21 protein-coding genes and 1 pseudogene are annotated in these 26,511 nt (G+C 38.1%); 16 read left to right on the top strand and 6 right to left on the bottom strand.

The genetic code is table 11. The annotated features are described in order from the left end of the window. Positions 1–169, bottom strand: a 169-nt coding sequence (locus FJR08_RS24285) for a calcium-binding protein (RefSeq protein ID WP_371415561.1), incomplete at its 3' end; no start/stop codon positions are given. A gap of 917 nt (positions 170–1,086) precedes the next feature. Here FJR08_RS24285 and FJR08_RS16540 point away from each other — a divergent pair. From FJR08_RS16540 to FJR08_RS16495, 10 genes and pseudogenes are all read left to right on the top strand, one after another. Next, positions 1,087–1,272 (top strand): annotated as a pseudogene (locus tag FJR08_RS16540) (amino acid--tRNA ligase-related protein); the annotation flags it as partial. Positions 1,273–1,424: 152 nt separating this feature from the next. Continuing rightward, a complete protein-coding gene (gene leuC / locus FJR08_RS16535) occupies positions 1,425–2,828 on the top strand; it encodes a 3-isopropylmalate dehydratase large subunit (protein ID WP_168633914.1) in 1,404 nt (467 codons plus the stop codon). 139 nt (positions 2,829–2,967) lie between these two features. Next, on the top strand, positions 2,968–3,576 hold the full coding sequence (gene leuD, locus FJR08_RS16530) for a 3-isopropylmalate dehydratase small subunit (RefSeq protein WP_015080015.1): 609 nt from the start codon (positions 2,968–2,970) through the stop codon (positions 3,574–3,576). Positions 3,577–3,667: 91 nt separating this feature from the next. Continuing rightward, positions 3,668–4,135, top strand: a complete 468-nt coding sequence (locus FJR08_RS16525) for an EVE domain-containing protein (protein WP_015080014.1) — start codon at positions 3,668–3,670, stop codon at positions 4,133–4,135. 151 nt (positions 4,136–4,286) lie between these two features. After that, a complete protein-coding gene (locus FJR08_RS16520) occupies positions 4,287–5,546 on the top strand; it encodes a YcjF family protein (RefSeq protein ID WP_168633913.1) in 1,260 nt (419 codons plus the stop codon). 730 nt (positions 5,547–6,276) lie between these two features. Continuing rightward, entirely contained in the window at positions 6,277–6,840 is a 564-nt protein-coding gene (locus FJR08_RS16515) for a hypothetical protein (protein WP_168633912.1), read from the top strand. Between the two features lie 91 nt (positions 6,841–6,931). Next, positions 6,932–7,411, top strand: a complete 480-nt coding sequence (locus FJR08_RS16510; protein ID WP_015080011.1) for a hypothetical protein — start codon at positions 6,932–6,934, stop codon at positions 7,409–7,411. Between the two features lie 77 nt (positions 7,412–7,488). Beyond that, positions 7,489–7,881: a DUF2358 domain-containing protein gene (locus tag FJR08_RS16505; RefSeq protein ID WP_015080010.1), complete on the top strand. Its 393-nt coding sequence runs from the start codon at positions 7,489–7,491 to the stop codon at positions 7,879–7,881. Between the two features lie 43 nt (positions 7,882–7,924). Beyond that, positions 7,925–9,115, top strand: a complete 1,191-nt coding sequence (locus tag FJR08_RS16500) for a TRC40/GET3/ArsA family transport-energizing ATPase (RefSeq protein WP_148764960.1) — start codon at positions 7,925–7,927, stop codon at positions 9,113–9,115. 253 nt (positions 9,116–9,368) lie between these two features. Continuing rightward, complete coding sequence (locus FJR08_RS16495) at positions 9,369–10,025, top strand: polysaccharide deacetylase family protein (RefSeq protein WP_168633911.1); 657 nt, start codon at positions 9,369–9,371, stop codon at positions 10,023–10,025. 6 nt (positions 10,026–10,031) lie between these two features. Here FJR08_RS16495 and FJR08_RS16490 read toward each other — a convergent pair whose 3' ends face one another. From FJR08_RS16490 to FJR08_RS16480, 3 genes are all read right to left on the bottom strand, one after another. After that, positions 10,032–10,250, bottom strand: a complete 219-nt coding sequence (locus tag FJR08_RS16490; protein ID WP_168633910.1) for a prevent-host-death protein — start codon at positions 10,248–10,250, stop codon at positions 10,032–10,034. Between the two features lie 281 nt (positions 10,251–10,531). Further along, positions 10,532–11,785: a murein transglycosylase A gene (locus FJR08_RS16485; protein ID WP_168633909.1), complete on the bottom strand. Its 1,254-nt coding sequence runs from the start codon at positions 11,783–11,785 to the stop codon at positions 10,532–10,534. Next, complete coding sequence (locus tag FJR08_RS16480) at positions 11,778–13,109, bottom strand: proton extrusion protein PcxA (RefSeq protein WP_168633908.1); 1,332 nt, start codon at positions 13,107–13,109, stop codon at positions 11,778–11,780. The genes FJR08_RS16485 and FJR08_RS16480 overlap by 8 nt, the downstream gene beginning before the upstream one ends. Before the next feature lie 39 nt (positions 13,110–13,148). On the opposite strand from FJR08_RS16480, the gene FJR08_RS16475 reads away from it, so the two are divergent. Beyond that, on the top strand, positions 13,149–15,341 hold the full coding sequence (locus FJR08_RS16475; protein ID WP_168633907.1) for a recombinase family protein: 2,193 nt from the start codon (positions 13,149–13,151) through the stop codon (positions 15,339–15,341). Positions 15,342–15,441: 100 nt separating this feature from the next. On the opposite strand, the gene FJR08_RS16470 is transcribed toward FJR08_RS16475, so the two are convergent. Beyond that, positions 15,442–15,837 (bottom strand): hypothetical protein, encoded by a 396-nt coding sequence (locus FJR08_RS16470; RefSeq protein ID WP_168633906.1) that lies wholly within the window; start codon positions 15,835–15,837, stop codon positions 15,442–15,444. A 609-nt stretch (positions 15,838–16,446) separates the two neighbouring features. Between FJR08_RS16470 and FJR08_RS16465 the strand changes: the two genes are divergently transcribed. The 5 genes from FJR08_RS16465 (at position 16,447) to FJR08_RS16445 (ending at position 24,658) form a co-directional block, all read left to right on the top strand. Next, positions 16,447–16,839, top strand: coding sequence for a hypothetical protein (locus FJR08_RS16465; protein WP_168633905.1), 393 nt, complete (start codon positions 16,447–16,449; stop codon positions 16,837–16,839). Then, positions 16,832–18,988: an SUMF1/EgtB/PvdO family nonheme iron enzyme gene (locus tag FJR08_RS16460; protein ID WP_168633904.1), complete on the top strand. Its 2,157-nt coding sequence runs from the start codon at positions 16,832–16,834 to the stop codon at positions 18,986–18,988. The genes FJR08_RS16465 and FJR08_RS16460 overlap by 8 nt, the downstream gene beginning before the upstream one ends. 407 nt (positions 18,989–19,395) lie before the next feature. Beyond that, positions 19,396–21,972 (top strand): leucine--tRNA ligase, encoded by a 2,577-nt coding sequence (gene leuS / locus FJR08_RS16455; RefSeq protein ID WP_168633903.1) that lies wholly within the window; start codon positions 19,396–19,398, stop codon positions 21,970–21,972. Between the two features lie 230 nt (positions 21,973–22,202). After that, on the top strand, positions 22,203–23,684 hold the full coding sequence (locus tag FJR08_RS16450; protein ID WP_168633902.1) for an AAA family ATPase: 1,482 nt from the start codon (positions 22,203–22,205) through the stop codon (positions 23,682–23,684). A 17-nt stretch (positions 23,685–23,701) separates the two neighbouring features. Then, complete coding sequence (locus FJR08_RS16445) at positions 23,702–24,658, top strand: hypothetical protein (RefSeq protein ID WP_168633901.1); 957 nt, start codon at positions 23,702–23,704, stop codon at positions 24,656–24,658. 283 nt (positions 24,659–24,941) lie between these two features. Here FJR08_RS16445 and gatB read toward each other — a convergent pair whose 3' ends face one another. After that, positions 24,942–26,423: an Asp-tRNA(Asn)/Glu-tRNA(Gln) amidotransferase subunit GatB gene (gatB, locus tag FJR08_RS16440; protein WP_168633900.1), complete on the bottom strand. Its 1,482-nt coding sequence runs from the start codon at positions 26,421–26,423 to the stop codon at positions 24,942–24,944. Between the last annotated feature and the right edge of the window lie 88 nt (positions 26,424–26,511).

The following is a 26,511-nucleotide window of genomic DNA, read 5'->3' as shown; positions in this document are numbered from 1 at the left end:
TTTGAACCCCATTACTACCACCAAAGAGTGCATCATTTCCTGCACCACCTAGAATGGAGTCATCTCCTGCACCACCCTCTACGGTATCATTGCCATTGCCTCCTAAGATGGTATCATTGCTTGCAGTACCTACGATCCCATCATCATTTATCGTACCGTTAATTATCATTTGCTTTTCTCGTGGTTTTTTGAACTTTTTTGCTCGGAATTATAAGTATTTTTATTCCAGTCTAAGTAGGTGAACAAAATAAAAATGAGGTGTATTGCGTTTTGTAAAATGGCTGAAACACAATCAGAATATCGCATTGAGACAACTTTACATACCGTTACATACCTTTAAATTTTCCTGTTGACCTACTTAGTGGAAACACCGTTATGATAACACGAACTCAAGTCAATATTCAGTATATGAGGTACTTTTAACAAAACTTTAAGTTTTTCAGCACTACTGCCGTACAAAATATATTTAAAGAGAGTGTATCTGTTTAGTTGAGATTTATAGGTGCTTAAAAACAACTATTTAACTAGGCACTAAAACTACTACAATTAATGTTAATGCTAGATGATGGGAAAGCCTTGACATTTAACCAACCTAGCCCGAAAGTTTTAAATATCGAACTCCTTTTCATAAGACCTCGCGGTAAGTGGGAAACGAGCGTGGCTTGGCTCCCAACAGAGGGAAGCGACACTTCGACAGGCTCAGTGCATCGCACGAGGGATTTTAATCCCTGTGGTATGCTAGAATGAAATCGTGAGTAAGAACAATAAACATCTACGTGTTGAAACATCCTAGTACGGAGAAATCCCGGCTCCTATGAAACAACGGTTAGGTTCAAGTCCTAGCGGCAGTGTTGACAAGAAATAGCAAGTAATGGCAGGTTGTGGAGCGTACCGCATCTTGGCTTAGTGATGGACTCACAAAAACACTGAAAACAATAAAAGTAAGCGCAATTTCGACACCTTGATTGGTGGTTGTATTGAGCGTCTAGGCGGCGTTTGACGGTCGCAGCGAGATTAGATTAGGCTAAACCTTTAATCTAATTCTGTCAGTAGAATCTCAGTGGCTTGGCTCCCTGAGAGTGTCAAGGTGATATTGCTTACGGTGTAGATCAGTTGGTAATGTTGTTATCTGGAGAAGAATCAATTCGTGATGTGATTGCTTTTCCTAAGACTCAACAAGCTCGTTGTTTGTTAACAGATGCTCCTGCAAGTGTAGACGCAAAACAATTGAAAGAGTTGCACGTTGCTTCGACTTTTAAACCTAAGGTTTAAGCTTTGATTATGCCCTCTGCTTTTTGTGGGGGGTTTAATTTTGACAAGACTTTGCCCAAAGAAACACTATCAGATCATGATCAACTAGATTCTCTAATGTGACATTTTTCTGATACAATCAAAAATCCGACTCCTTTAACATAGATTGACGTATGAGCAAGGGTACACTATTTGACAAAGTTTGGGACTTACACACCGTTGGTACAATGCCATCAGGATTAACGCAACTATTTATTGGACTACATCTTATTCATGAAGTTACAAGTCCCCAAGCCTTTGCGATGCTCAAAGAAAGGGATTTAAAAGTATTATTTCCAGAACAGACTATAGCCACAGTTGATCATATTGTTCCCACAGAAAACCAAGCCCGTCCCTTTGTGGATAGCATGGCCGAAGAAATGATTCAGGCATTAGAAAAGAATTGTCAAGAAAATGATATAACTTTTTACAATATTGGTTCAGGGAATCAAGGTATAGTTCACGTCATTGCCCCGGAATTGGGACTGACCCAACCGGGAATGACCATCGCTTGTGGAGATAGCCACACATCAAGTCATGGTGCATTTGGAGCGATCGCCTTTGGTATCGGTACAAGCCAAGTTAGAGACGTTCTCGCCTCCCAAACCCTATCATTATCAAAATTAAAAGTCCGCAAAATCGCCGTTAACGGCAGATTAAAACCCGGAGTTTACGCCAAAGACGTAATATTGCATATTATCCGAATCCTGGGCGTAAAAGGTGGTGTAGGCTACGCTTACGAATTTGCCGGCACTACTTTTGAGCAGATGAACATGGAAGAACGGATGACCGTTTGTAACATGGCCATAGAAGGTGGGGCAAGATGCGGATACGTCAACCCCGATAAAATTACTTACGATTATCTAAAAAATAGAGACTTTGCCCCCAAAGGTGCAGACTGGGAAAAAGCTGTTTATTGGTGGGAATCTCTCAGTAGTCATGCTGATGCCGAATATGATGATGTCGTAGTATTTAATGCCGAAGATATTCCCCCCACAGTCACATGGGGAATTACACCAGGTCAAGGAATTGGCGTAGATGAAAAAGTCCCGACAGCCGCAGAACTCCCAGAAGAAGACCGCTTTATCGCCGAAGAAGCATATCGCTACATGGATTTATATCCAGGTCAACCCATTCAAGGAACAAAAATTGATATCTGCTTCATTGGCAGCTGCACCAACGGACGCATAAGCGACCTCAGAGAAGCCGCCAAAATCGCCCAAGGTCGCCAAGTTGCCAAAGGTGTAAAAGCCTTTGTAGTTCCCGGTTCAGAACGAGTCAAAAAAGAAGCCGAAGCCGAAGGACTAGATAAAATCTTTGTTCAAGCTGGCTTTGAATGGAGAGAACCAGGTTGTTCCATGTGTTTAGCCATGAACCCCGACAAACTCCAAGGCAGACAAATCAGCGCCTCCTCCTCCAACCGCAACTTTAAAGGCAGACAAGGATCATCATCCGGTCGCACCTTACTCATGAGTCCGGCTATGGTAGCCACAGCAGCCATAAAAGGCGAAATTGGCGACGTGCGCGAGTTGTTATAAAAATCTTGTGGGGTGGGCATACTTCGACAAGCTCAGTACAAGTCTTGCCCGCCCAATACAGGCTAGAAGCCTGTACTACAAAAACCCCTTCTTTTCTTCTTCCTTCGTGTCCTTCGTGCCTTCGTGGTTCATTAATATTATGGTAAGTGAAGTCAAACAAATATCCGGTAACGCCGTTCCCCTCATTGGTAACGACATAGACACGGACCGAATTATCCCCGCCCGCTACTTAAAAGCCATCACCTTTGACGACTTAGGAGCAGGCGTATTTGTGGACGATAGAAAAGCCTTAAATGGTGAACACCCATTTGACCAAATCCATTACCAAGGCGCGAAAATCCTCATAGCTAACCGCAACTTTGGCTGTGGTTCATCACGAGAACACGCGCCCCAAGCCTTGGCTAAATGGGGAATTAAAGCCCTGATTGGTGAAAGCTTCGCGGAAATCTTTTTTGGTAACTGCGTGGCAATGGGGATACCATGCGTAACTGCTGAATTTGAAGTAGTTAAACAGTTGCAAGAATTAGTTATCGCTAATCCTCAAGAAGTCCTTACCATAGATTTGGAAAAATTGCAAGTAAAAATTGGTAATTTTACTGCCTCAGTTGTCATGAGTGAAGGGACAAGAAGCGCTTTTATTGCGGGAACTTGGGACGCTTGCGGACAGTTGGTAGCAAATGCCCAACAGGTAAAAGCAACAGCAGCAAAATTACCTTACATTGCTTGGGGTCATTTAGCAGCTAGTTAGTCGGTGATCTTTTTGCCTCTGTGGTAGTATTTTATCGAACCACAGAGGCACAGAGAACACAGAGGAAAGATCATATTGAATTAATTATTAGATGAATGCAATTAATTATTGGTTAATGAAGTCAGAACCAGCAGTTTATAGTATTACTGACTTAGAACAACAACGAGAAACAATTTGGGACGGTGTGCGTAATTATCAAGCCCGGAATTTTCTCAGACAAATGCACATAGGAGATTTAGCATTTTTCTATCATTCTAATGCTGAACCTCCGGGGATTTTTGGCTTAATGCGAGTTGTGAAAACAGGTATTGCTGACCCGACACAATTTGATATAAATAGTAAATATTATGATAGCAAATCAACTCTTGAATCTCCCCGTTGGCAAACTGTGAAAGTGGAATTTGTGGAAGTTTTTAGTAATCCACTTTCACTATCAACACTCAAATTAAAGTTTAGTGATGATGAATTATTAGTAGTGAAAAAAGGTAATCGTCTATCAATCAATCCTGTCATAGAATCAGTCGGAAGAGAGATATTAGAAATGGGAAGAGATATTTAGCAATCCTAAAATAAGATATTAAAATCTCTTCCTTCTCTACCTCTGTGTTCTCTGTGCCTCTGTGGTTCGATATCAGTTCTTTGTCGGTAAAATAGTATGATATATATAGTTCCTAAAAATATTCTCTATCAAATTGTAGGGAGTGAAATTTATGACTGAACAAGATAATAACTCCTGGAAAAAAAAGATAACTGGGGTGTTTAATCAAGCTACCGATAAATTAACCCAATTTTTACCAATAGAACAAGTTACACAAACTGTAGGACAATGGTTTAGTGTGAGTGATACTCAAGTTGCGGAAATTCTCGAAACCATTCGGGCTGAATTACCAACTACGGAAGCTTTGCTATTAGGAAAACCCCAAGCGGGTAAAAGTTCGATTGTCAGGGGTTTAACTGGGGTATCTGCGGAAATTATCGGCCAGGGTTTTCGTCCTCATACCCAAAATACCCAACGTTACGCATATCCTGCTAATGATTTACCATTGCTGATTTTTACAGATACGGTAGGTTTAGGAGATGTCAGTCAAGATACTGAAGCTATTATTCAGGAATTAATCGGCGATTTACAACAGGAAACAAATAAAGCTAGAGTTTTGATTATCACTGTCAAAATTCATGATTTTGCAACTGATACTTTGCGGCAAATTGCTGAAAAATTACGACAGCAATATCCAGATATTCCCTGTTTATTAGTAGTAACCTGCTTACATGAAGTTTATCCGTCAGAAGTTGCCAATCATCCTGATTATCCCCCAGATTTTCTAGAATTGCAGCGGGCATTTATCGCCATTAAAGAAAATTTTTCAGGTTTATATAATAGTGCGGTTTTAATTGATTTCACTTTAGAAGAAGATGGTTATAATCCTGTATTTTACGGTTTAGAAAGACTGCGAGATAATTTAGCCCAACTCCTCCCAGAAGCAGAATCAAAGGCAATTTATCAATTATTAGATCAACAAGCTGGCGAAAAATTAGGTAATATTTATCGAAACGCTGGCAGACGTTATATTTTGCCATTTTCTATCATGGCGGCAACTCTGTCCGCTGTGCCTTTACCTTTTGCGACTATGCCCGTTTTAACTGCCTTGCAGGTGTCCATGGTGGGATTGTTGGGTAAATTATATGGACAGACTATCACACCATCTCAATCTGGGGGTATTGTCAGTACCATTGCCGGTGGTTTTGTCGCCCAAGCGGTAGCACGGGAATTAATTAAATTTATCCCTGGTTTTGGCAGCGTTATTGCGGCATCGTGGGCAGGGGCTTATACATGGGCTTTAGGTGAAGCTGCTTGTGTGTATTTTGGCGATTTAATGGGTGGGAAAAAACCCGATCCTCAAAAAATTCAAGCAGTCATGCAAGAGGCTTTTACAGGGGCAAAAGAACGGTTTAAGGGGATGAAAAGTTAAATGAATGCAGAATTTAGAATTTAGAATTTAGAATTACGTTTTGCAACGGGGATTTTACCCCGACGCAAAACCCGCTGCTTGTAGAAGCAGGGGACTTTAACCCCCAAAGGTAAGTTAAAGAGGGTTTCGCGCCCAGACGCTAAGGAGCAAAGGCGCAAAGGAAGAAATTTTTGGAAATTTGAAGTTTTAATTATCCAATAAGCGTTACTCTAGACGGTAAAGTTCAAATATTATTGTCAGTAACTCAACCCTAAAGGGATTGAGCTTGTAAGAGAAATCAAACAAGCTGTACTGACCAGACCACCCTGAGCGACTTGCCCTGAGCGATGTCGAAGGGTAGTCGAAGGGTAGCCGTTATTTGAGTCACGACACCTCGGAATGCGTTCGCGCCAGCGTGCCGTCAGGCATAGCTAGTTCCCCGCTCTGTCGCTTGTGATTAAACAGTTCTAAGGTCACTGGAACAGTGTTGCAGTCTAACAAGCTCTTATAACAGGTCGAAGCTAACATCACCCCAGAAATGGGAGGCTCTATTGAGCAAAACATTATGCGTACAGGGTTGTGAAATTTGAAATGGTAATTGTCCCATTGAAAGTGCAATACAAAAGCACACCGAATCGAACAACTCCAAGGCGGTAATGGTTAAGCAAAGACTGACTGCGGTTAAAACCGCTCGTGCCGTTTCCCTCTCAGCACGCTTTGTGACTGAGTTTCCCACATCCCGCGAAGTTTTATGACACCGGAAGAAATAGCAGGTACGTTAACAGAGTTATTTAGTGCTGAAGTTGTAAAATCTATTGCCCCTGGTTCTTGGCAGGTAGAAACTCCTGATTTTCGGTTATTGGTGCTGCTTTCAGATGATAATTCTTGGTTGCGAGTATTGCTGCCAATTATGCCTTTACAAGAGGACGCAGCATTTCTCACCCAGTTTCTAGAAGCTAATTTTGATGATACCCAAGAAGCACGGTATGCTGTATATGATGGGGTAGTATGGGGGGTATTTCAGCATAATAGTGGCACTTTAAGTAATGCAGATTTTGCTAATGCCATCGCTCGCCTGATTTCATTATATCAAGTCGGTGTTAATGATGTTTTTAATAATTTGGTGGAAGCTCGGATTCGCGAAATTATTAAAGCAGCTAAACAACAGGGACAATCTCTCGAAGCCACTATGCAAAATCTAGATCGTTTTTATGCGGAAGGATTATTAGGAGATATTGACCAAAATCCCCAAGGAAGAGAACAAGTTTTAGCAGCTTGGCAACGACAATTAGAACGTCTTTGGGTGGAAATGTAATGAAGGTAATCGGGAAATAGGGGAGATATTTACCAATTACAAATAACAACATCGTAAAAATTATTAAAGCAGACTCTAAGGAATCCGGGGAATGACACTTGCAGAAATCCAAACTCAAATCAAAAACCAAGTAGCTAAAATTGAAGAGCAACAACAAGCATTGTTAGATTCTCAAAAAGAATTATCTTTGCTTTTGGAGAAGAAAAAAATCATGGAACAAGTAGCATACAAAAAAATTAAAGCAGCCGTCCAGTTATTAAGAGAAGCCCAAGCTGATTTAGAGTTTACGAATGAAGATATTCTCGACATCACTAAATCAAAAATGATTAGCCCTGAAGGAGAAAATGACTTTGACATAGAAGAATATAACCAGAATAGTTTAATTTTAGGGTCTATAGAAATTGATCTAGAAAAATCTGAACTTAGTATTGCAGAAGGTCAAAAAGAATTGGTCAATGCCTTAACGGAGAAACTAGATGATTTTGAATTTGCTTTATCCTGTTTACCTGTAGAAGAAAGAGATTGTGCAAGAGTAAAGCTACAATCTATCATAGGTAATTTTGTAAAGTAGTAATAAACGTCCGGATCAATTCCTAAAACTGCTTAACTTCCGCAATAAATTTATTACCACCAGCAAAACATCAATTTATGGATATTGTTGAAACTCTTAAAGCCGATTATGCTAGATTTCCGGTAAATCAAACTTACAGCATTTATGCCGATGATGTTTATTTTCAAGATGCTGTTTTCAAGTTTCGGGGAATTGAACTTTACAAATGGATGATTAAATTCATTCAAACTTTTTTCTCCAATCTCAAACTAGATTTACATACTATCCAATCTCAGCAAGAAAATATTAAAACTGAATGGACTATGAGTTGGAATTCTCCTTTACCTTGGAAACCTCACATTTCTGTTTCTGGTTGGAGTGAATTACGTCTAAATGCTGACGGTTTAATCGTTTCCCATATTGATTATTGGCACTGTTCCCGTTTGGATGTCATTAAGCAGCATTTCATTTCTGTGAAAAACCAATCATAATGTAAATAAGTGTAAACAAAATTCAGGCAGTAAGGAATCATTGATGCGAGTAATTTTAATGACAGGGAAAGGTGGCGTGGGTAAAACCTCCGTTGCCGCAGCCACTGGACTCCGTTGTGCAGAACTCGGCTATCGGACATTGGTTTTAAGTACGGACCCAGCCCATTCCCTTGCTGATAGCTTTGACGTTGAATTAGGCCATGATGCCCGCCTTATTCGTCCTAATTTATGGGGTGCAGAATTGGATGCACTGCGAGAATTAGAAGGTAATTGGGGGGCTGTCAAACGCTATATTACCCAAGTTTTACAAGCCAGTGGTTTAGACGGGATACAAGCGGAAGAGTTAGCAATTTTACCAGGCATGGATGAAATTTTCGGCTTGGTGAGAATGAAACGTCATTATGATGAAGGGGAATTTGACGTTTTAATTATTGATTCTGCCCCGACTGGTACAGCATTACGGCTGTTAAGTTTGCCTGAAGTTGGCGGTTGGTATATGCGTCGTTTTTATAAACCGTTCCAAAATATTTCCGTAGCCCTAAGACCATTTGTAGAACCTATTTTTAAACCCATTGCTGGTTTTTCTTTACCAAATAAAGAGGTAATGGACGCACCTTATGAGTTTTACGAGCAAATTGAAGCTTTGGAAAAAGTTTTAACTGATAATACTCAAACCTCAGTCCGTCTAGTTACCAATCCCGAAAAAATGGTAATTAAGGAATCTCTTCGCGCTCACGCTTATCTAAGTTTGTATAATGTAGCCACAGATTTAGTTATTGCTAACCGGATTATTCCTCAAGAAGTTACAGATCCATTTTTCCAACGGTGGAAGGAAAATCAAGAACAATACCGTCAAGAAATTCACGACAATTTTCTCCCTCTCCCAGTCAAAGAAGTCCCTCTCTACTCTGAAGAACTGTGTGGTTTAGCAGCTTTGGAAAGGTTGAAAGAAACTCTGTACAAAGATGAAGATCCAACTCAGATTTATTATAAAGAAACCACAATCAGAGTGGTAAAAGATAATAACCAATACAGTTTGGAACTGTATCTACCCAATATTCCTAAAAGCCAAATTCAACTGAAAAAAACGGGAGATGAATTAAACATTACTATTGGCAATCATCGCCGTAATTTGGTATTACCTCAAGCTTTGGCAGCACTGCAACCAGCAGGAGCAAAAATGGAAGATGATTATCTGAAAATTCGCTTTGCTGACAATGTAAATTCTATCTAAACTTTCAAAACTTTCATATCCCCGACTTCTTCCTTGATTGTGTTAAGAAATTATAATTAATGCGAAGAAGTCGGGGATCTTACCCAACTATTTATTAAATAACCTGAATTCTTACGTACAAATTTATTTTTAACTTACCTTTGGGGGTTAAAGTCCCCTGCTTCTACAAGCAGCGGGTTTTGCGTCGGGGTAAAATCCCCGTTGCAAAACGTAATTCTAAATTCTAAATTCTAAATTCTGCATTCTTTTAACAATGGAATTTGCACCTCTATTTCCCCTTGTTTATCGGCTTCTCCAACCCACTTTTCCCCATTGTCTATGGTGTGGAAACTCCAACAGCAAAACTATCGCCCTCACCTTTGATGATGGACCTCATCCCCAATATACACCCCAGGTATTATCGGTTTTAAAGCGTTACAACATTACCGCTAGTTTTTTCTGGTTAGGAAATTGTGTGAATCGGTTTCCAGACATTGCAAAAACAGTCAGTGAACAAGGACACTGGATCGGATTACATGGTTATGAACATGATTATTTTCCCCTGCTTTCCCCAACTCAGTTAAAACAGAGTTTAGAAAAAACCCAAATTGCTATTTACAATGCTTGTAATTTATCACCGGAAAAAGTACGAGATGTGCGTCCTCCCAACGGGTTTTTTACACCTCAAACATTGCATTTATTTCAACAGTGGAATTATCGTCCAGTCATGTGGAGTGTAGTTCCTGAAGATTGGGTACATCCTGGTGTCAATGTTGTGGTAAATCGAGTCATAAAACAAGTTAAAAACGGTTCATTAATTGTGTTACATGATGGCTATTTTGGTGGTAAAGATGTGGCAGAAACTATTAATATTTTGATTCCTCGATTATTACAAGAAGGGTATGAGTTTGTGACTGTTGATAGTTTATAGTAACAGTTAATAGCACTCCCACATCCCAAGTTTTTCACAGGCTGCTTCTAAAGAAATTCCATCTTGACGTTTTCTAGCTGTAAGTAATCTTGCTTTCATAGCTGGACTACTCAGTAGATAAGCAGTTTCTCTCTCAGCAATTATTTCTTGCCAAAGGGCAATGGGAACAACTACGGAAACTGTTTGCCCTTCTGAATCACAGATGTATTGTAATGCGTTATTCATAGCAGCAAATATAACTTACTGTATTACTAATAATTATAACCGCAAAAGTTTTTATGAGATATTTGTGATTACTAGGTCGCGCTTCGCTATCGCCCCTCACATCCCCCAAAACCCGGATTTCTCACAAGCGAAAAAAAGGAAGTTTATTTGATACATAAGTAGCAAAGATGAAAAAAGGAATCTCCTAAGTATATATTTGATAAATTTAGTTAAATATCAAGAGCTATTCTGGCAAAATATACTAGTATAAATAATTGACCGTTAAAAAATTGCCCTGGAGACTACGGTTTTAGCAACAGATAAAATAATTGTCCATTACTGACTGTTACCCCAGCCCGTTCCCCCGCAGATTCACCAGTTCCTAAAAAGTAATCTACCCTCCCTGCGCCCTTAATTGCACCACCTGTATCTTGATCTAAAACGTAACGACTCACTAGCCGATTTTCGATTTTATTACTCTTATTAATATAAGGAAAAGGAGCGCGAATTAATGCTAAAGCACCGGCAGGCATGAGAGATTTATCTGTAGCAATAGAACGTTCTGGAGTTAGTGGTACACTAATAGAACCTTGGGCTGGTTTTCCGTGGGTTTCCTGAAAAAATACAAAACTTTGATCGCGCGGAATATAAATATTTAAATCCTGGGGATGTTTGCGGAAATAGTCGAGGATAATGGGCATATTTAACCCTTCTAAGGGAAATTTACCATCATCAACTAATGATCTGCCTAAACTTCGATAATTATAGGCTGTATTACCTGCATAACCGATAGTTGTCTGAGTTCCATCTGTTAATTTGAGTTTGGCTGAACCTTGAATTTGAATCATATAAGGTTCAAGACGATCTTTAAACCAAAATAACTCCAGTCCTTTTAATTTTCCTTTGCTACCTTGTAAACCATCTACACCTTCTAATTCTGATCTACTAGGATGGGGTTTAGCCCAAGATTCTAAGTCAGCAGGAGAACGATAGGCGGGATAGCGAAACTCTTTTGTTGGTTGACGACTGGCTAAATACAAAGGTTCATAATAAGCGGTAAATAAAACTGTTCCTTTATTATCTCTGCCTACAGATTGATAAAAAACAAACTCTTTTTCGATAGCTGCTTGGAGTGCTTGAGGCGATTTTGTGGAAATCAATAATTGCCGAAATCTTTGCAAACTATTATAAACTCTTTCTCTGGTAATTTCTGATTTTTGATAAGCTTTAATTGCCCTTGGCGTTTGCAAATATTGGAGACTGTAATCTATAGATTGTAATAATGCTTTTTTATTAGCAATTTCGTTATTTTTCTCATCATAAATTGCCTGATCTAAACAAGAAATATCCTCTTGACAACAGGTAACTGGGACTCTCGGAATAAGTACAGGTAATTTCTTTTTTATTGGATTTACTAACGCTGGTAAATTCCATTTTCCTAACCGACATTCTGGGGGACTAAGTTCTTGATTGGGGAGTGGTTGTATGCCCACAATCAAACTGGCCATAAATACAGGTAAGCTAATAGTAATGTTAGCAAAATGCTGGTTATTCATTCATGTTATGGTAGGTAGCAACGGCAGAAGGTGAAATCCGATTCAAGTAGCGGAAAATCCAATATTTAAATATCGTATCTAAAATTACGGGAAATGTGGCAATAAATAAGAAAATAAAATCTCGATTGGCTGGTAATCCCCAATGTCGTGATATTCCTTCTAAGAGAACTTCCCAACCGTGAGGAGAGTGAAAGCCGACAAAAACATCGGTAAATAAAATGATAATAAATGCTTTAGCACTATCGCTTAAACCATAGACTACATTATCAAAGAAATCTTTTAATACAGCGATATCAGATCTGCTAACAAGTAATAAGATAGTGAAAGTAATTACTGCGAAAATATCAGCAAATACATTTTTAATGGCATTATCACTTTCTTTGCGAAATTCCTTTTTTACTTCCTCTGCTTTCTCCTTCATTTTTGTTTCTAATTCTTCAGCCCCAAGCGCAGGTGCATTACTAATTAAGGCTTCAAATTTGATTCTTTCTTCAAACCTTTGTAATGCTAATAATCCTTCTTCTTCCATTTCTCCATTTAGGAAAACTTCTACTGTTTTCTCATTTCGGAAATGTTCTACCAATGGACCAACAATTAAAGCTTTGGATAATTGATGAGTCAGAAGAGGAACGATAATAAGTAGCAGTATAAACCGAATTGAGATAATACTTCTTTGTTGGGCTTTACGAAAATTTTTAACTACATTTTGTTCAGATTCTGGATCTAATTCTACTTGTAGCCGCGTAATTGTGCTTAAAATTGAGCGGGGTAAAATACCTGTAGTATTAGTTTTTCCTTTCGTTATATTTTTGGGGGATTTATTTGATGTTTTAGGGATAAATTGTGGAGAATTAACTAAATCTGTGGAAGATTCAACAGGTTGAGAATTGACATTTTTATAATTTGCATCTATATCATTATTAGTGTATTTAGATGTAATTTTATCAATGAATTCTAGTTTCTGTAAAATTGATGCTGGGCTAGAATATTCTATCCCCACTTTGATAGCAGCTTTTTGTTTAGATTCATTCGCAAACCACCGACTGGCTTTGAATTCCGTCAGCCGCATTTGGACAGTTTTTAATAACTTTTGCAAATCTCCTTGAAAATAATCCATGACGCTGGTGCTGTGCATGGTAAATTCGGAGTCTATTTTGTTACCATTGAAGTGTTTATCTTCAATTTCCTTAATTTGTATAGCCGCTTGATAAGCTGTATCTAAAGAACGTTCTGGTGTCAGTAGATACCATCTGTAAGCAGCTAGTAAAAAGGGGTATATTTTTTGGCTAAACACGGTATTTTCATCGAGACAATTATTTGGCATTATTTACTAAATTCTTAAACTTAAGTTAACGCAAAAAGAATGATTTCTGATTCCCTTTGGATTTTTGGTACTAGTCGTAGTGGTAAAACTACTCGCTTGGTAAACCAGTTTAGTGCTTGGTTGCAAATTGATAGTCAAGTACCTGATTTATTTTATAATAAAAATATTCACAATTCCCAACCTCAACCTATAGATTCAAAGGTGAATTTACACCAAAAAGAACTAGGTATTTTATTGTTAGCTGCTAATGATGATAACCGCAGGGAATTAGCTGATAGAGTTACCACTTTAACATTAGGAAAATATCCTATTCGCGTTAAAACAGCTTTGGGTTTTTTCCAAGATGAGGTGATTTTATTTTGGCCGTTACTAATTGATTCGTTGTCAATTAAAGCTCAATTTCCTGTCAGATTACGCCCAGAAACGGAACAAGAATTGGCGACAAAACTCTGGAGTTGTCAGTTAGATTCAGAGGTTTTGCGGCGTGTAGGGATGAATGAAAATCGTTTGGTCAGACGTATCCTGGATTTATGGCAATTAGCAGCTTATAGCGGTGTACCCTGTGAAGACATTCCTAAAATATTGCACAGTGGTTTAGAAGATAGTTCTATCAATTTAGAACCACAGTTTTTGGGTTCTTTACTACTAAATTGGCGGAATTGGTGTTTAGAACGGGGGTTATTGACTTATGCGCTAATTACTGAACTGTATCACCAAAAATTATTAACTAATAGTAGCTATCAGGAACATCTAAAACAACGCTATCAGGGCATCATAGCAGATGATGTAGATGATTATCCGGCGATCGCTGGCAACTTATTTGAATTTTTATTAGATGCTGGGGCTGTGGGCGCGTTTAGCTACAATTCTCATGGGAAGGTACGCTGGGGTTTAGGTGGAGATCCTGAATATCTATCCAGATTATCTGCCCGTTGTCAAGTAGAAAATTTAACTAACCCACCTAAGAATAGTTTGGGTTATTCTCTCACCAGTCAAATGGTAGAATTGGTAACACAGCCGATGACAATGTTACGTTTACCCAGTTTTGTCCAGCCGATTCAAACCACTTCCCGCGCCCAGCTATTACGCCAAACAGCCGAGATGATTATTGATGGGGTTAAATCCGGGGAAATAGCGGCGGCGGAGGTAGCGATTATTGCACCGGGGTTAGATGCGATCGCTCGTTATAGCCTGGTAGAAATATTAACCAAACAAAATATCGAAGTTGCATCTCTCAACGAACAACGCCCTTTAATCAGTTCCTCGGTAGTCAGAGCATTACTTACCCTCATGGCTCTAGTTTACCCCGGTTTAGGACGGTTAGTAGATAGGGATGCGGTGGCGGAAATGTTGGTGGTTTTGAGTCAATATCAAACTCAAAATGGAGAGGAAAAAGAATTCCATCATTCTAAAATAGATCCAGTGCGGGCTGGGTTAATCGCCGATGCTTGTTTTGTTCCCCACCCCGACACACCCAATTTATTACTCGTGAAAACCTTTGAACGTTGGGATAGAATTGGCTATATTGCCACTCAGTCCTATGAAGAAATATTACAATGGATTGGAGAACAACGGGAGCAATATCACCAGCGCCTTCTCCTCACGCCTATTTTTTTCTTGTACCAAGCTATTCAAGACTTTGTGTGTAATGATAAGAACCCTTCATATCAAGAATTAGCAGCATTAAGAGAATTATTAGAAACAGCCCAACATTATTGGGAAATAGACACCCGCTTAAAACAAACTGATCCTCTATTTCTTTCGCTGCATACACCAGAAACTCTCAGCATTACCATTATTGATAGCGATAGCGTGGCGATAGCCATATTTATTCAACTGCTGCGACGGGGGACAATTACCGCAAATCCCTATCCTATCCGTCCCATTGGTAGCAGTAGAAAGGCTGTAACTTTAGCAACTATATTTCAATACCGAGCGAGTCGCAAAAATCACCGTTGGCATTTTTGGTTAGATATTGGTTCACCGCTATGGGCTAAAGGTGGTGCGGCGACTTTATTTGGTGCTACTTTATTTTTACAGGATAGGTTAGGACAACCTTGGACAGCAGCAGATGAAGAATTAGCCGAAGAAGAAAGATTACAAAGAATTGTCGCTGATTTGCTGGCGCGGGTGTCTGATAAATTGTATTTGTGTCACAGTGATTTGGCTGTCAATGGACAGGAACAAATTGGCCCTTTATTACCTTTAGTTCATGCTTGTGAAGTGGTGTAAATAATTGGCAATTTCCATAACTATAAATAAAACCTCTATGGAATTATAGAGGCTTTTTATTTAAAATCTATTTACCGACTCTTAGCTTTTCATTGCTTTTTTAGCAATCTCCATTTCCACCATTCCCACCTCCATTAGAAGAGCTAAGATCAGTAGGAATTATCTTAGTTCCTGATTGATTTAAACTGAATGTACCGGAAGGATCTGCTTTGAATACTGCGGGGCTAATTCCGGAAGTTGCTGCTGAAGAATTATACAAAAGAAACTCTCCCGGATAAGTGCCGCTTTCTCCCGGTTTTAAGGTTTGTTGTTGTAGGGGTGACTTCTCCCCAAAATTATAAAAAATCCTCGGTGCTTCTGTATTATTTTTAAGTGTAAATCCTCCAACAATATTAGAAGCTTGTTCCGAACTTAATTCCGATAAACAATTTTCATCAAAAGCGTTTAAAGAAGTATCTTTTTTTGTCTGGGAAGTCGTCAAATTTGCTTGCAACATAATCTTATATCTCCAAAATAAAATAGTTGGAATTAACCTGCTATAAACAGATTATGCTTTAATAAAAGTAATTTAATTAATCCTGAGTTAGATATTTTAAATTAACCCTAAGATAGATGACTGACATTAATATGATGAGAGATATTCAGTTTCCTGACCTAGAACAATTGCTTTTCAAGATAGGTTTTACGAAAGTACCAACCACAGGCTCTCAACCGTATTATTAAGATATAAGGATTTAAAATCATCCCCTACTGAAAAACTTGAAATTCAAACTATGAAAATAAAAGTCATTATCCACAAAGAAGAAACTCAAATTCTTCTTTTTGGTTATTTATATTTTTTGGTATTTTGATTTCATTCAGACTCATTTTCTCATTTTTTCTTCTGAATTTATTGTCAATACCTTATTAACAGGATTTACGCAACTTTATATTTAAGCTATTTCTGTTACTTATTACACTTATGTCTGTACTAGAAAATGAAGTGCGGAATGTGAGTAGTAAGAAAATAGGGAACAAAAAAATTCTCGGCTTTTTTTGACAAGACAGTGGAGAGTTTTACCGTATGCTATATTACTAGGGAAATAATCGGAGTGTGGTGGTGAATATGACAGATGATTACACAATTCAATTTACTTTTGCTGTTAATGACCCAGAATTAGATGATGACAGACGGCTAAAAATAGCACGTCAGTTACTGCCAGAATTGCGAAAACAGGATGAAGTAGTCAAAGCAGACCTTACTGAAGATTTGAATTCAGAAGCAGGAAGCAAGGGGTTTGCAACTTTGATCGGAGTGCTGACAGCGCAAGTCAGTATGAAAAATATTAAAACATTTTTAGCCTTTTTGGGCGATCGCTTGGGAGACAAACCCATAGAACTGACTGTCAAAGTCGGTGATAAAGAAGTCAGTATCAAAGCCAAAAGCCGCCAAGAACTGCTAGAAAGCGAAAAAATAGCAAAAGACCTATTAGCCGCAATGGGTGGTGACAATGGCTAAAAAAATGGCTCTACTGATTGGAGTCAGTGAGTATGGTGCAGGTATCCCACCCCTATTATCTGCACTCAATGATGTCCAGGCTATGGAACGAGTTTTGCAAAATCCCAACTTGGGAAATTTTGCACAGGTAGAACGGCTGCTGAATCCTGATTCAGTAGCTATGAGAATAGCAATTCAAAAGCTGTTTAAGAACGCAGGTAAAGAAGATTTATTATTATTCTATTTTTCTGGACATGGAATTACTAATGATGATAATCATCTCTATTTAGCAACTCGCAACACAGCAAAAGATAACTTTGAAGCCACTGCTGTAGATGCAAATTTTATTCAAACACAATCAAAAAGTTGTTATTCCAAACGACAAGTTTTAATTTTAGATGCTTGTTATAGTGGTGCTTTTGCTAATGGTTGGCACACAAAAAGTATTGGAGTAGATATCAAAAAGCAATTAGGTGCAGAAGGACGAGTTGTGCTGACATCTTCTGGTGCAACTCAAACTTCCTTTGCACAAGAAGGGGCAACACTTTCCCTCTATACTCAATATTTAGTTGAGGGAATTGAGACAGGTGCAGCAGATACAGATAACGATGGCAATATTCATGTCCAGGAACTACACACTTACGCTAAAGCCAAAGTCCAAGCGGTGAAGCCTAACATGACACCAGATATCATTCTGGACAAGGAAGGATACAATATTTTATTGGCCTATGCTCCCAAAAATCCAGAAGCAGAGTATCGCAAATTGGTTGAACAATATGCTCCAAATGGTGAACTAAATGAATTGGCTTTTTTAGTCTTAAAGCCAAAACGGAAAATTCTGGGAATCACAGATACAAAAGCCGAAGAAATAGAAACAGAATTTCTCGAACCTTTTCGTAGACGGTTAGCAAATTTGCAAAGTTACAAACAAGCCTTTGCTAAAGCTGTTGAGCAAAAATATCCTCTAGATGAACATATTTTAAATATACTTAAAGATTATCAACAAGATGTTTTAGGGTTGAGAGATGAGGATGTAGCATCAATTGAGTTAGAAATTACATCTGTTAAAGAAGCAAAATATCAAAAACAGCTTCAGATACAAAAGCAGCAAGAAGAGGAAGCATTGCAACTTCAGCAACAAACAAAAGCATTATCACAATTACGATTGCAGCAGGAAGCAGAAAGATTGCAACGCCAACGAGAGGCAGAAGCAGCCGAGCAACTAAGATTGCAGCAAGAAGCAGAAAGATTGCAACGCCAGCGAGAAGCAGAAGCAGAAAAAAATAAATCTGGTTATCAGTTAAAGACTTTTCAGTTTGAAACTGCTCAGATAACTTTAAAAAGCTCAATGCTTGGTTTGGTAAAAACACCGGAAATTAAACGTATTGCCAAAAGCGCCGAGTATTTTACCCAAGACTTAGGAAATGGTGTATTACTGGAAATGGTACATATTCCTGGAGGGACTTTTCTTATGGGTTCTCCAGAAAATGAGAAAGACCGAAATTCTTCCAAAAGTCCACAACATCAAGTTACCGTTCCTTCGTTCTTTATGGGTAAATATCCAGTCACTCAAAAACAATGGCGACTTGTAGCTGCTTTACCCAAGATTAAGATTGATTTAGAATCTGATCCATCGAGCTTTAAAGGTGATAATCTGCCAGTTGAGCGTGTATCGTGGAATCATACTCAAGAATTTTGCGCCAGACTCTCCCGCAAGACAAATCAAACCTATCGCTTACCTAGTGAAGCCGAATGGGAATATGCTTGTCGCGGGGGAACAACCACACCATTTTATTTTGGGGAAACAATTTCCACAGAATTGGCAAATTATAATGGTAACTACACCTATGGTGGTGGTGCAAAAGGAGAATATCGAGGAAAAACCACAGAAGTAGGAAAATTTCCCGCAAACCCTTGCGGTTTATACGATATGTGTGGTAATGTATGGGAATGGTGCGAAGATGAGTGGCACGAAAATTATATAAATGCTCCTACTGACGGTAGTGCATGGTCAGATGGTAGCAATTCTTACGCAACGCTGCGGGGCGGGTCTTGGATCTTCTATCCTCAAATCTGCCGTTCCGCGTGTCGCTACTACGCCTACCGCGACGACCACGGCTACGATTTTGGTTTTCGTGTTGTCTGCGTTGTTGGGAGAATTCTTCAGTAGCCCTTTATACTTTTCCCCTCTTACACTTTGCGCTCTTGATTTTTCCCTTCCCTAGCGTAACGGAGTGGAGCGATAAAAAATATTTTTTTAGATTTTCGGATGCTTGATGAGTGCTTCGTCCATAGTACAGAAAACTTTAGATTTAGTCAAGTAGATAATAGCATAGAATAGATCCCCGACTTCTTAAAGAAGTCGGGGATCTGGCAACATCTAAGATATCTTTAAAGTAATTGCTAATTGGTGATAAAATCTCTGATTTTCATCCTGTTTATCCTTTAATCTTGGATATCCTGATTCTGACAATTTACCCTCTTACCTTTGCGTCTTTGCGCCTTTGCGTGAGAAAAAAATATATCTAGATTATGCCACAATAGCGAAACTAGATAAAAGCATTAGGAGTTTTAATTGTGGAGTCCCCCCAAAAACCGTCATACCAACCAGCCGCAATAGAGGAAAAATGGCAACAAACATGGTTAGAATTTGGCTTAGATAAAACCCCTCAAGATACAAACAAGCCCAAATTCTACGCGCTTTCCATGTTCCCCTACCCCTCCGGTAGCTTGCACATGGGTCACGTCCGTAACTATACAATTACAGACGTAATTGCTCGCCTCAAACGGATGCAAGGGTATCGAGTATTACATCCAATGGGTTGGGATGCCTTTGGACTACCCGCAGAAAACGCCGCCATTGATAGAGGTGTACCCCCTGCCAAATGGACATATCAAAATATTGCCCAAATGCGGCAACAATTACAACGTCTGGGTTTATCCTTAGATTGGGAAACTGAACTTGCTACCTGTTCCCCCGATTATTACAAATGGACGCAATGGATTTTTCTGCAATTTTTACAAGCCGGTTTAGCTTACCAAAGAGAAGCCGCAGTGAATTGGGACCCTATTGACCAAACTGTATTAGCAAACGAACAAGTTGATAACGAAGGACGTTCTTGGCGTAGTGGAGCAATAGTAGAACGTAAATTATTGCGTCAATGGTTTTTCAAGATTACCGACTACGCCGAAGAATTATTAAATGACTTAGATAAACTCACAGGTTGGCCAGAACGAGTTAAATTAATGCAAGCCAACTGGATAGGAAAATCCACCGGTGCATATTTAGAATTTCCTATTGTGGGCTTAGATGAAAAAATCGGCGTTTATACCACCCGTCCCGATACCGTTTATGGCGTGAGTTACGTCGTATTAGCCCCAGAACACCCCTTAACTCAAGTGGTGACAACTTCAGACCAAAAAGCAGCAGTAGCAGCCTTTATTAAGGAAGTCAGCAACCAAAGCGAGTTAGAACGGACTGCGGAAGATAAACCTAAACGGGGTATTCCCACTGGTGGTCAAGTTATTAACCCCTTTACCGGGGAAGAAGTACCGATTTGGATTGCAGATTATGTACTTTATGAATATGGTACAGGTGCGGTAATGGGTGTACCGGCACATGATGTCCGGGATTTCAAATTTGCGAAAGAACAGAATTTAGGGATTAAAGTTGTCATTGTCCCGGAAATTGGTGCGGAAGAAACTTTAAAATCAGCCTATACAGAAGCGGGAATTTTAGTTAATTCTGGTGACTTTAATGGGATAAATTCTATAGATGCAAAAAAAGCCATTATTGAATTTGCCGAAAAACACAATTTCGGTAAATTAAGAGTACAATATCGCCTCAGAGATTGGTTGATTTCTCGACAACGTTATTGGGGCGCACCTATCCCTGTTATTCACTGTCCTGAATGTGGAATTGTCCCCGTACCAGAAAAAGATTTACCTGTACAATTACCAGAAGATATTGAATTAAGTGGCCGGGGTGGTTCACCTTTAGCACAATTGGAAAGTTGGGTAAATGTGCCTTGTCCAACTTGCGGTACTCCTGCGAAACGGGAAACCGATACTATGGATACTTTTATTGATTCTTCTTGGTATTTTTTACGTTATTCTGATGCCAAAAATGAAGAAAAGATTTTTGATTCTGGTAAAGTAAATGATTGGATGCCTGTAGATCAATATGTGGGGGGAATTGAACACGCAATTTTACATTTATTGTATTCGCGTTTCTTCACTAAAGTATTGAGAGATAGAGGTTTATTTAACTTTGATGAACCATTTCAAAAGCTGTTAACTCAGGGAATGGTACAGGGTTTAACTTACATGAACCCAAATAAAGGTGGTAAGGATAAATGGATTCCTTCAAATTTAGTTGATGCTAATAATCCTGTAGATCCGCAAACTGGAGAACCTTTACAACGTCTCTATGCTACCATGTCTAAATCAAAAGGAAATGGTGTAGCACCGGAAGATGTTATTAATAAATATGGCATTGATACGGCGCGAATGTTCATTTTATTTAAAGCACCTCCTGAAAAAGATTTAGAATGGGATGAGGCTGATGTTGAGGGGCAATTCCGCTTTTTAAATCGCGTTTGGCGGTTGGTAACAGATTATGCTGCAAGTCCAAAACAACGGACAACTGACAACGGACAACTGACAAAAGCCGAAAAAGATTTACGTCGCTTCATTCATATTGCTATTCAAGCAATTACGGAAGATGTGGTAGATGAATATCAATTCAATACGGCAATTTCGGAATTGATGAAGTTAAGCAATGCCTTGACTGATGCTGATTGTCATAATTCGCCAATTTACGCGGAAGGGATGCAAACTTTGGTGATTATGTTAGCGCCTTTTGCCCCCCATATTGGTGATGAATTATGGCAATTGTTGGGGAATAAAAATTCTGTCCATACCCAAACTTGGCCAAGTTTTGATCCTGCGGCTTTGATAGCTGATGAAATTACTTTGGTAATTCAAATTATGGGTAAAACTCGCGGTGCTATTCAAGTTCCTTCCCAATCTGATAAAGCGGAGTTGGAGAAGTATGCGCGGGAGTCGGAAGCCGGACAACGTTATCTGGAAGGGAAGGAAATCAAAAAGGTGATTGTTGTTCCTGGTAAGTTGGTGAATTTCGTTTTGGGTTAATATTTTGTTTCGCGCAAAGACGCTAAGGAGCAAAGGCGCAAAGTAAGATGTAGAGTGGGTTAGCGATTGTTTAACCCACCAATTATTTTTTTGACTTACGCAAAAATCATGAAATAACGAACCACAGAGGCACAGAGGACACAGAGAAAGAAGAAGATAAGAGATATTATCTGATATCGGTAATCAAGTATAATATGTTTGTGAAGTGAAAACAATCAATATATTTATTTATGCACATACAAAGAATCCAAGTACCTGATTTTCGGGCTTTGAAAAATGTAGATATTACTTTTGAGAAGGAATTTACTCCACGTATTTTCCCCCTTGGTAGTCAAAATGGTGGGGGTAAAAGTACATTATTACAATTGATTTTTGTTTTATTACACTGTTCTGGTAATCCTGATAGAGTGGAGTTTATTCAAAATTTACTAGATGGTTTTCATGTTAATGATGAATCTGGTAAAAGAACTTTAGCTATTATTGATATTTGGGATGGTAGTAAAACTGTAAGATTAGATTTTTTTGTTGGTAATGATTACTACTTAGAGAATCTATTGTTCACATCTGATGACATCAATAACTCTCAAGAATTAGTTTCCAACCATAGAAAAAATCTGAAATTTCAGTCAGAACTTCATTTACTAAATGTACATCTCCAGAAATTATTAGATATAGCTAATATAAATAAGGTGGAAAGTAATAGTTTTTTGATAGAAAGAGAAATTAATAAGATTAAAAAATATATTAAGGATATAGACTTTAGAAAATACGTTGATAATTTACACAATGCTAAAATTCAAACTATCGAATCTAGAGTTTACAAGATTAAAGAAGTAATAAATGAAATTCTGAACAGTAGAGCAGAAGCATCTGATAATATTTATAATTATTTTCACGAAAAACAAATAGAAGGCCATATTCTTTTTTTTGTTGAACTCTTGAAAAAAGAAAAAAATATTCATATATGTGACTTTGTAGTGAAAAAGAACCGACAAGAGAATTCTTTACTTTGCTATACTGATTCAATAGATACTACTGAAACTTCTAAATTTTTATCAGAATTATCAAGTAAAATATTTTTTTCTGCCCATATTTCTCAGATTTTTCTATTTCTTGCTCAGGATATGCGAAAAAAATTATTTACTAAACAAAATAATAATTATTGGTTACAAGATGAATATTATGGATATTTAAAGGAACAAAAAGACAAACTACCAGGATTATTTACATACGATTTTTTAGCCATAGATACTATTAATGAAGCATTTAAAGATGCTAGAGATGATGATTTTAAGCAAGCCATTATAGTCGGTGAATATGGTAATAGCTATAAAAAATTGTTAGAAGAATTACATAATATATTAGTTAACAAAAAAGTAAATATTAATGTGAATCTATCAGGTGTAAATTTTACACTAGATATAGATGATACAGAGTTATCCCCAGAAGATTTAAGTCATGGGGAATTAAAAAGATTATGTATTTATACGTGGCTGAAACATAATAAAATAGAAGATGCTATTGTATTAATGGATGAATTAGAAATATCATTTCACCCAGATTGGCAATATCAAATAGTTAGAGATTTAGAAGAATGGGGTGCGACTAATCAATATATTCTCGCAACTCACTCCTATGAATTATGTAATGCAGTTACACCTGCTCATGTTAAGGAATTAGACCCAAAATTACAAGCAAGAACAATTCAATAATCAACCTAATCAAGAATATGAGTTTTAATGAGCAAGAACTAAAAGAACATTGTTTAAAGATTATTCAAGATAGCAGAATTAGAAATAAAATTGTCATTCTCTGTGAAGGTCTTATTCCCCCAAAAGTTGAAGGTAGACGCTCACCTCAATTATATAAGCAAATGGAACAAATGCCAGATGCTAATTTTTATAATGCTTGTGTGCCAACATGGTGGAAGCAATATAGACCAGTTTTTTTTAATTGTGGAGATAGAAATGATGTTTTAAATACATTTTTTGGGCTTTTAGATTTACATAATTCTGATAATAGTCAATCATTTTTAACTCCTGATAAACTTTTTGCTATTGTAGATTTAGATATTCAACTTGCTGAAATAAAAGAAGATTACAATTTCAATAACACTGATGATATTTTCTATAGTATTTATGATGAAACAAAAATAAATGAAAATCATCTAAACCATCATCGTATATGGATTACTGGTTTAATTCATAAAGAAGCTTATTTTTTAAAACCTGATATTCAAGAAGTTTTTGATAATCAATATATTATCTCTCCTCTATATAAAGAAAATACTGTTAATTCACAAAATATTTATTTAGATATGGTTAATGATATGACTAATGATGCAGATTTACAAATTCATTGGTCAAGGGTAATTAAGAGAATCAGTCACCTTTCTAGTTTTGATGGTATGGAAATAGATAAATTTCAATATTCTTGGCAAGAAGAGTATGAAAATAATCAAGATTTACATTATAAAAATAAGTTAATAAATGCGGTATTAATGCTGGTTAAATCTAAAGAATATTGGAAGCAAATTTTACCTGATGATAATTGGCCTCATTCAAAATCCAAATTTAGAGAACAATTATCTTTAGAAATTGGTAAATTTTATTCCAAACAAGATTGTATTGTTGAAAATCATATTCCTTTTTTCTTTAAGACCCTATATAAATTAATTGAAGAATAAACCGCCAAGTTAGGGCAAATAAAGAGAGCTACTTGGATAGCTCTCTAAAATCATCAGGGTGCATCTACTTAGCACATTATATAATTCTAGCACCAAGGGGTCAAACCCCCTATTTTTTATTTTTGTCAGTTGTCAGTTGTCAGTTGTCCGTTGTCCGTTGTCCGTTGTTCCCTGTTCCCTGTTCCCTCTAAAAAGAAAGAGAGCCAATTTAAACTAGCTCTCCTGATAATCAAGTTGCGTCTTATTATCACACTATACCATTTTCAGGGTGAGGGGTGTCACCCTACATTGGGGCATTGAGTTTCTCTTCTAACAATTGATTGGTGAGTTTGGGTTCTGCACGTTTATCGGTTTTTTTCAGGACTTGTCCGACGAAAAAGCCTTTGAGGTTGGTGTTACCTTTGCGGTATTTTTCGACTTGTTGGGCGTTAGCAGCCATGATTTCATCAATAATCGGTTCGAGAATGGTACGATCTGAAATGAGTTCTTGACCAGCAAAAGCTGTTTCTGGAGAAACTCCATTTAATAAGTCTGTGAGTTTTTCCTTAGCTTGAGCGTTGCTGATTTTACCATTTTCAATGCGAGTAATCACGTCTGCTAGATTAACAGCAGTCAGTTTAATTTCAGAGATGGTGAGTTTTTGTTTATTCAAGTACCCAGCGATATCTTGAGTAATCCAATTAGCCGCAGATTTGGGATTTGCACCTTTAGATATTGCACTTTCAAAATAGTCTGCAACTGGTTTATCCTCAGTTAAGACCCGCGCATCATAAGCCGAAAGTCCCAAGTCATTTTCATAATGATGGCGTTTTATCGCAGGTAGTTGGGGTAATTCACTTAACCATGAATCTAATTCTGCTTGAGTGACTTCAATGGGGGCTAAATCTGGTTCTGGGAAGTAACGATAATCACTAGAACCTTCTTTAATCCGCATACTGCTGGTGCGTTGTGAACCTTCTTCCCACAGTCGGGTTTCTTGAACAATCTTTTCTCCTGATTCAATGGCTGCGATTTGGCGTTCAATTTCATAATCAATCGCTTTTTGAATCGCACTGAAGGAGTTCATATTCTTGATTTCTACCTTAGTGCCAAATTGCTCTCGTCCCACCGGACGGACAGAAATATTCACATCACAACGCAGAGATCCTTCTTGCATATTTCCATCACTGACACCAAGATACCGCACAATCCGCCGCAGTTCTTGGGCATATTCAGCCGCTTCTTGTCCGGTTCGCAAATCAGGTTCAGAAACAATTTCCACCAAGGGAATACCAGCTCGGTTATAATCTACGAGAGAATAGGTAGAACCGGAAAGCCTATCACTACCTGCGTGGACGAGTTTCCCCGCGTCCTCTTCCATGTGTAAGCGAGTAATACCAATGCGTTTACGGCTGGGATTTCCCTCATCATCTACCAATTCAATTTCTATCCAACCATGTTCGGCTATGGGTAAATCATATTGAGAAATTTGGTAATTTTTGGGTAAATCAGGATAAAAATATTGTTTGCGGTCAAATTTACTATACCGAGCGATTTGACAATTTAGCGCCAAACCAGTTTTCACGGCGTATTCGAGAACTTTGGCGTTGAGTACAGGTAAAACTCCTGGTAAACCCATACATATTGGGTCAATGTTAGTATTGGGGTCAGCACCAAAAGCTGTGGAACTGTTGGAGAAAATTTTGGTGTTGGTACTGAGTTGACAATGGGTTTCTAAGCCAATAATCGCTTCGTATTCAGTTTTTACGGGTGTAGCTGTGGTCATATCCAGATTTTGCCATTTTTCTGATTTGGTACTATTTTAGCGGTTTTGGGTTGATATTAAGGGTGAGGCGATCGCGCTATTCTGTGAG

The organism is Dolichospermum sp. UHCC 0260, from assembly GCF_009711985.1.
Lineage (GTDB): Bacteria > Cyanobacteriota > Cyanobacteriia > Cyanobacteriales > Nostocaceae > Dolichospermum > Dolichospermum lemmermannii.
The sequence above is the reverse complement of the archived record's forward strand: the minus strand, read 5'-3'. Positions and strand labels throughout refer to the sequence as shown.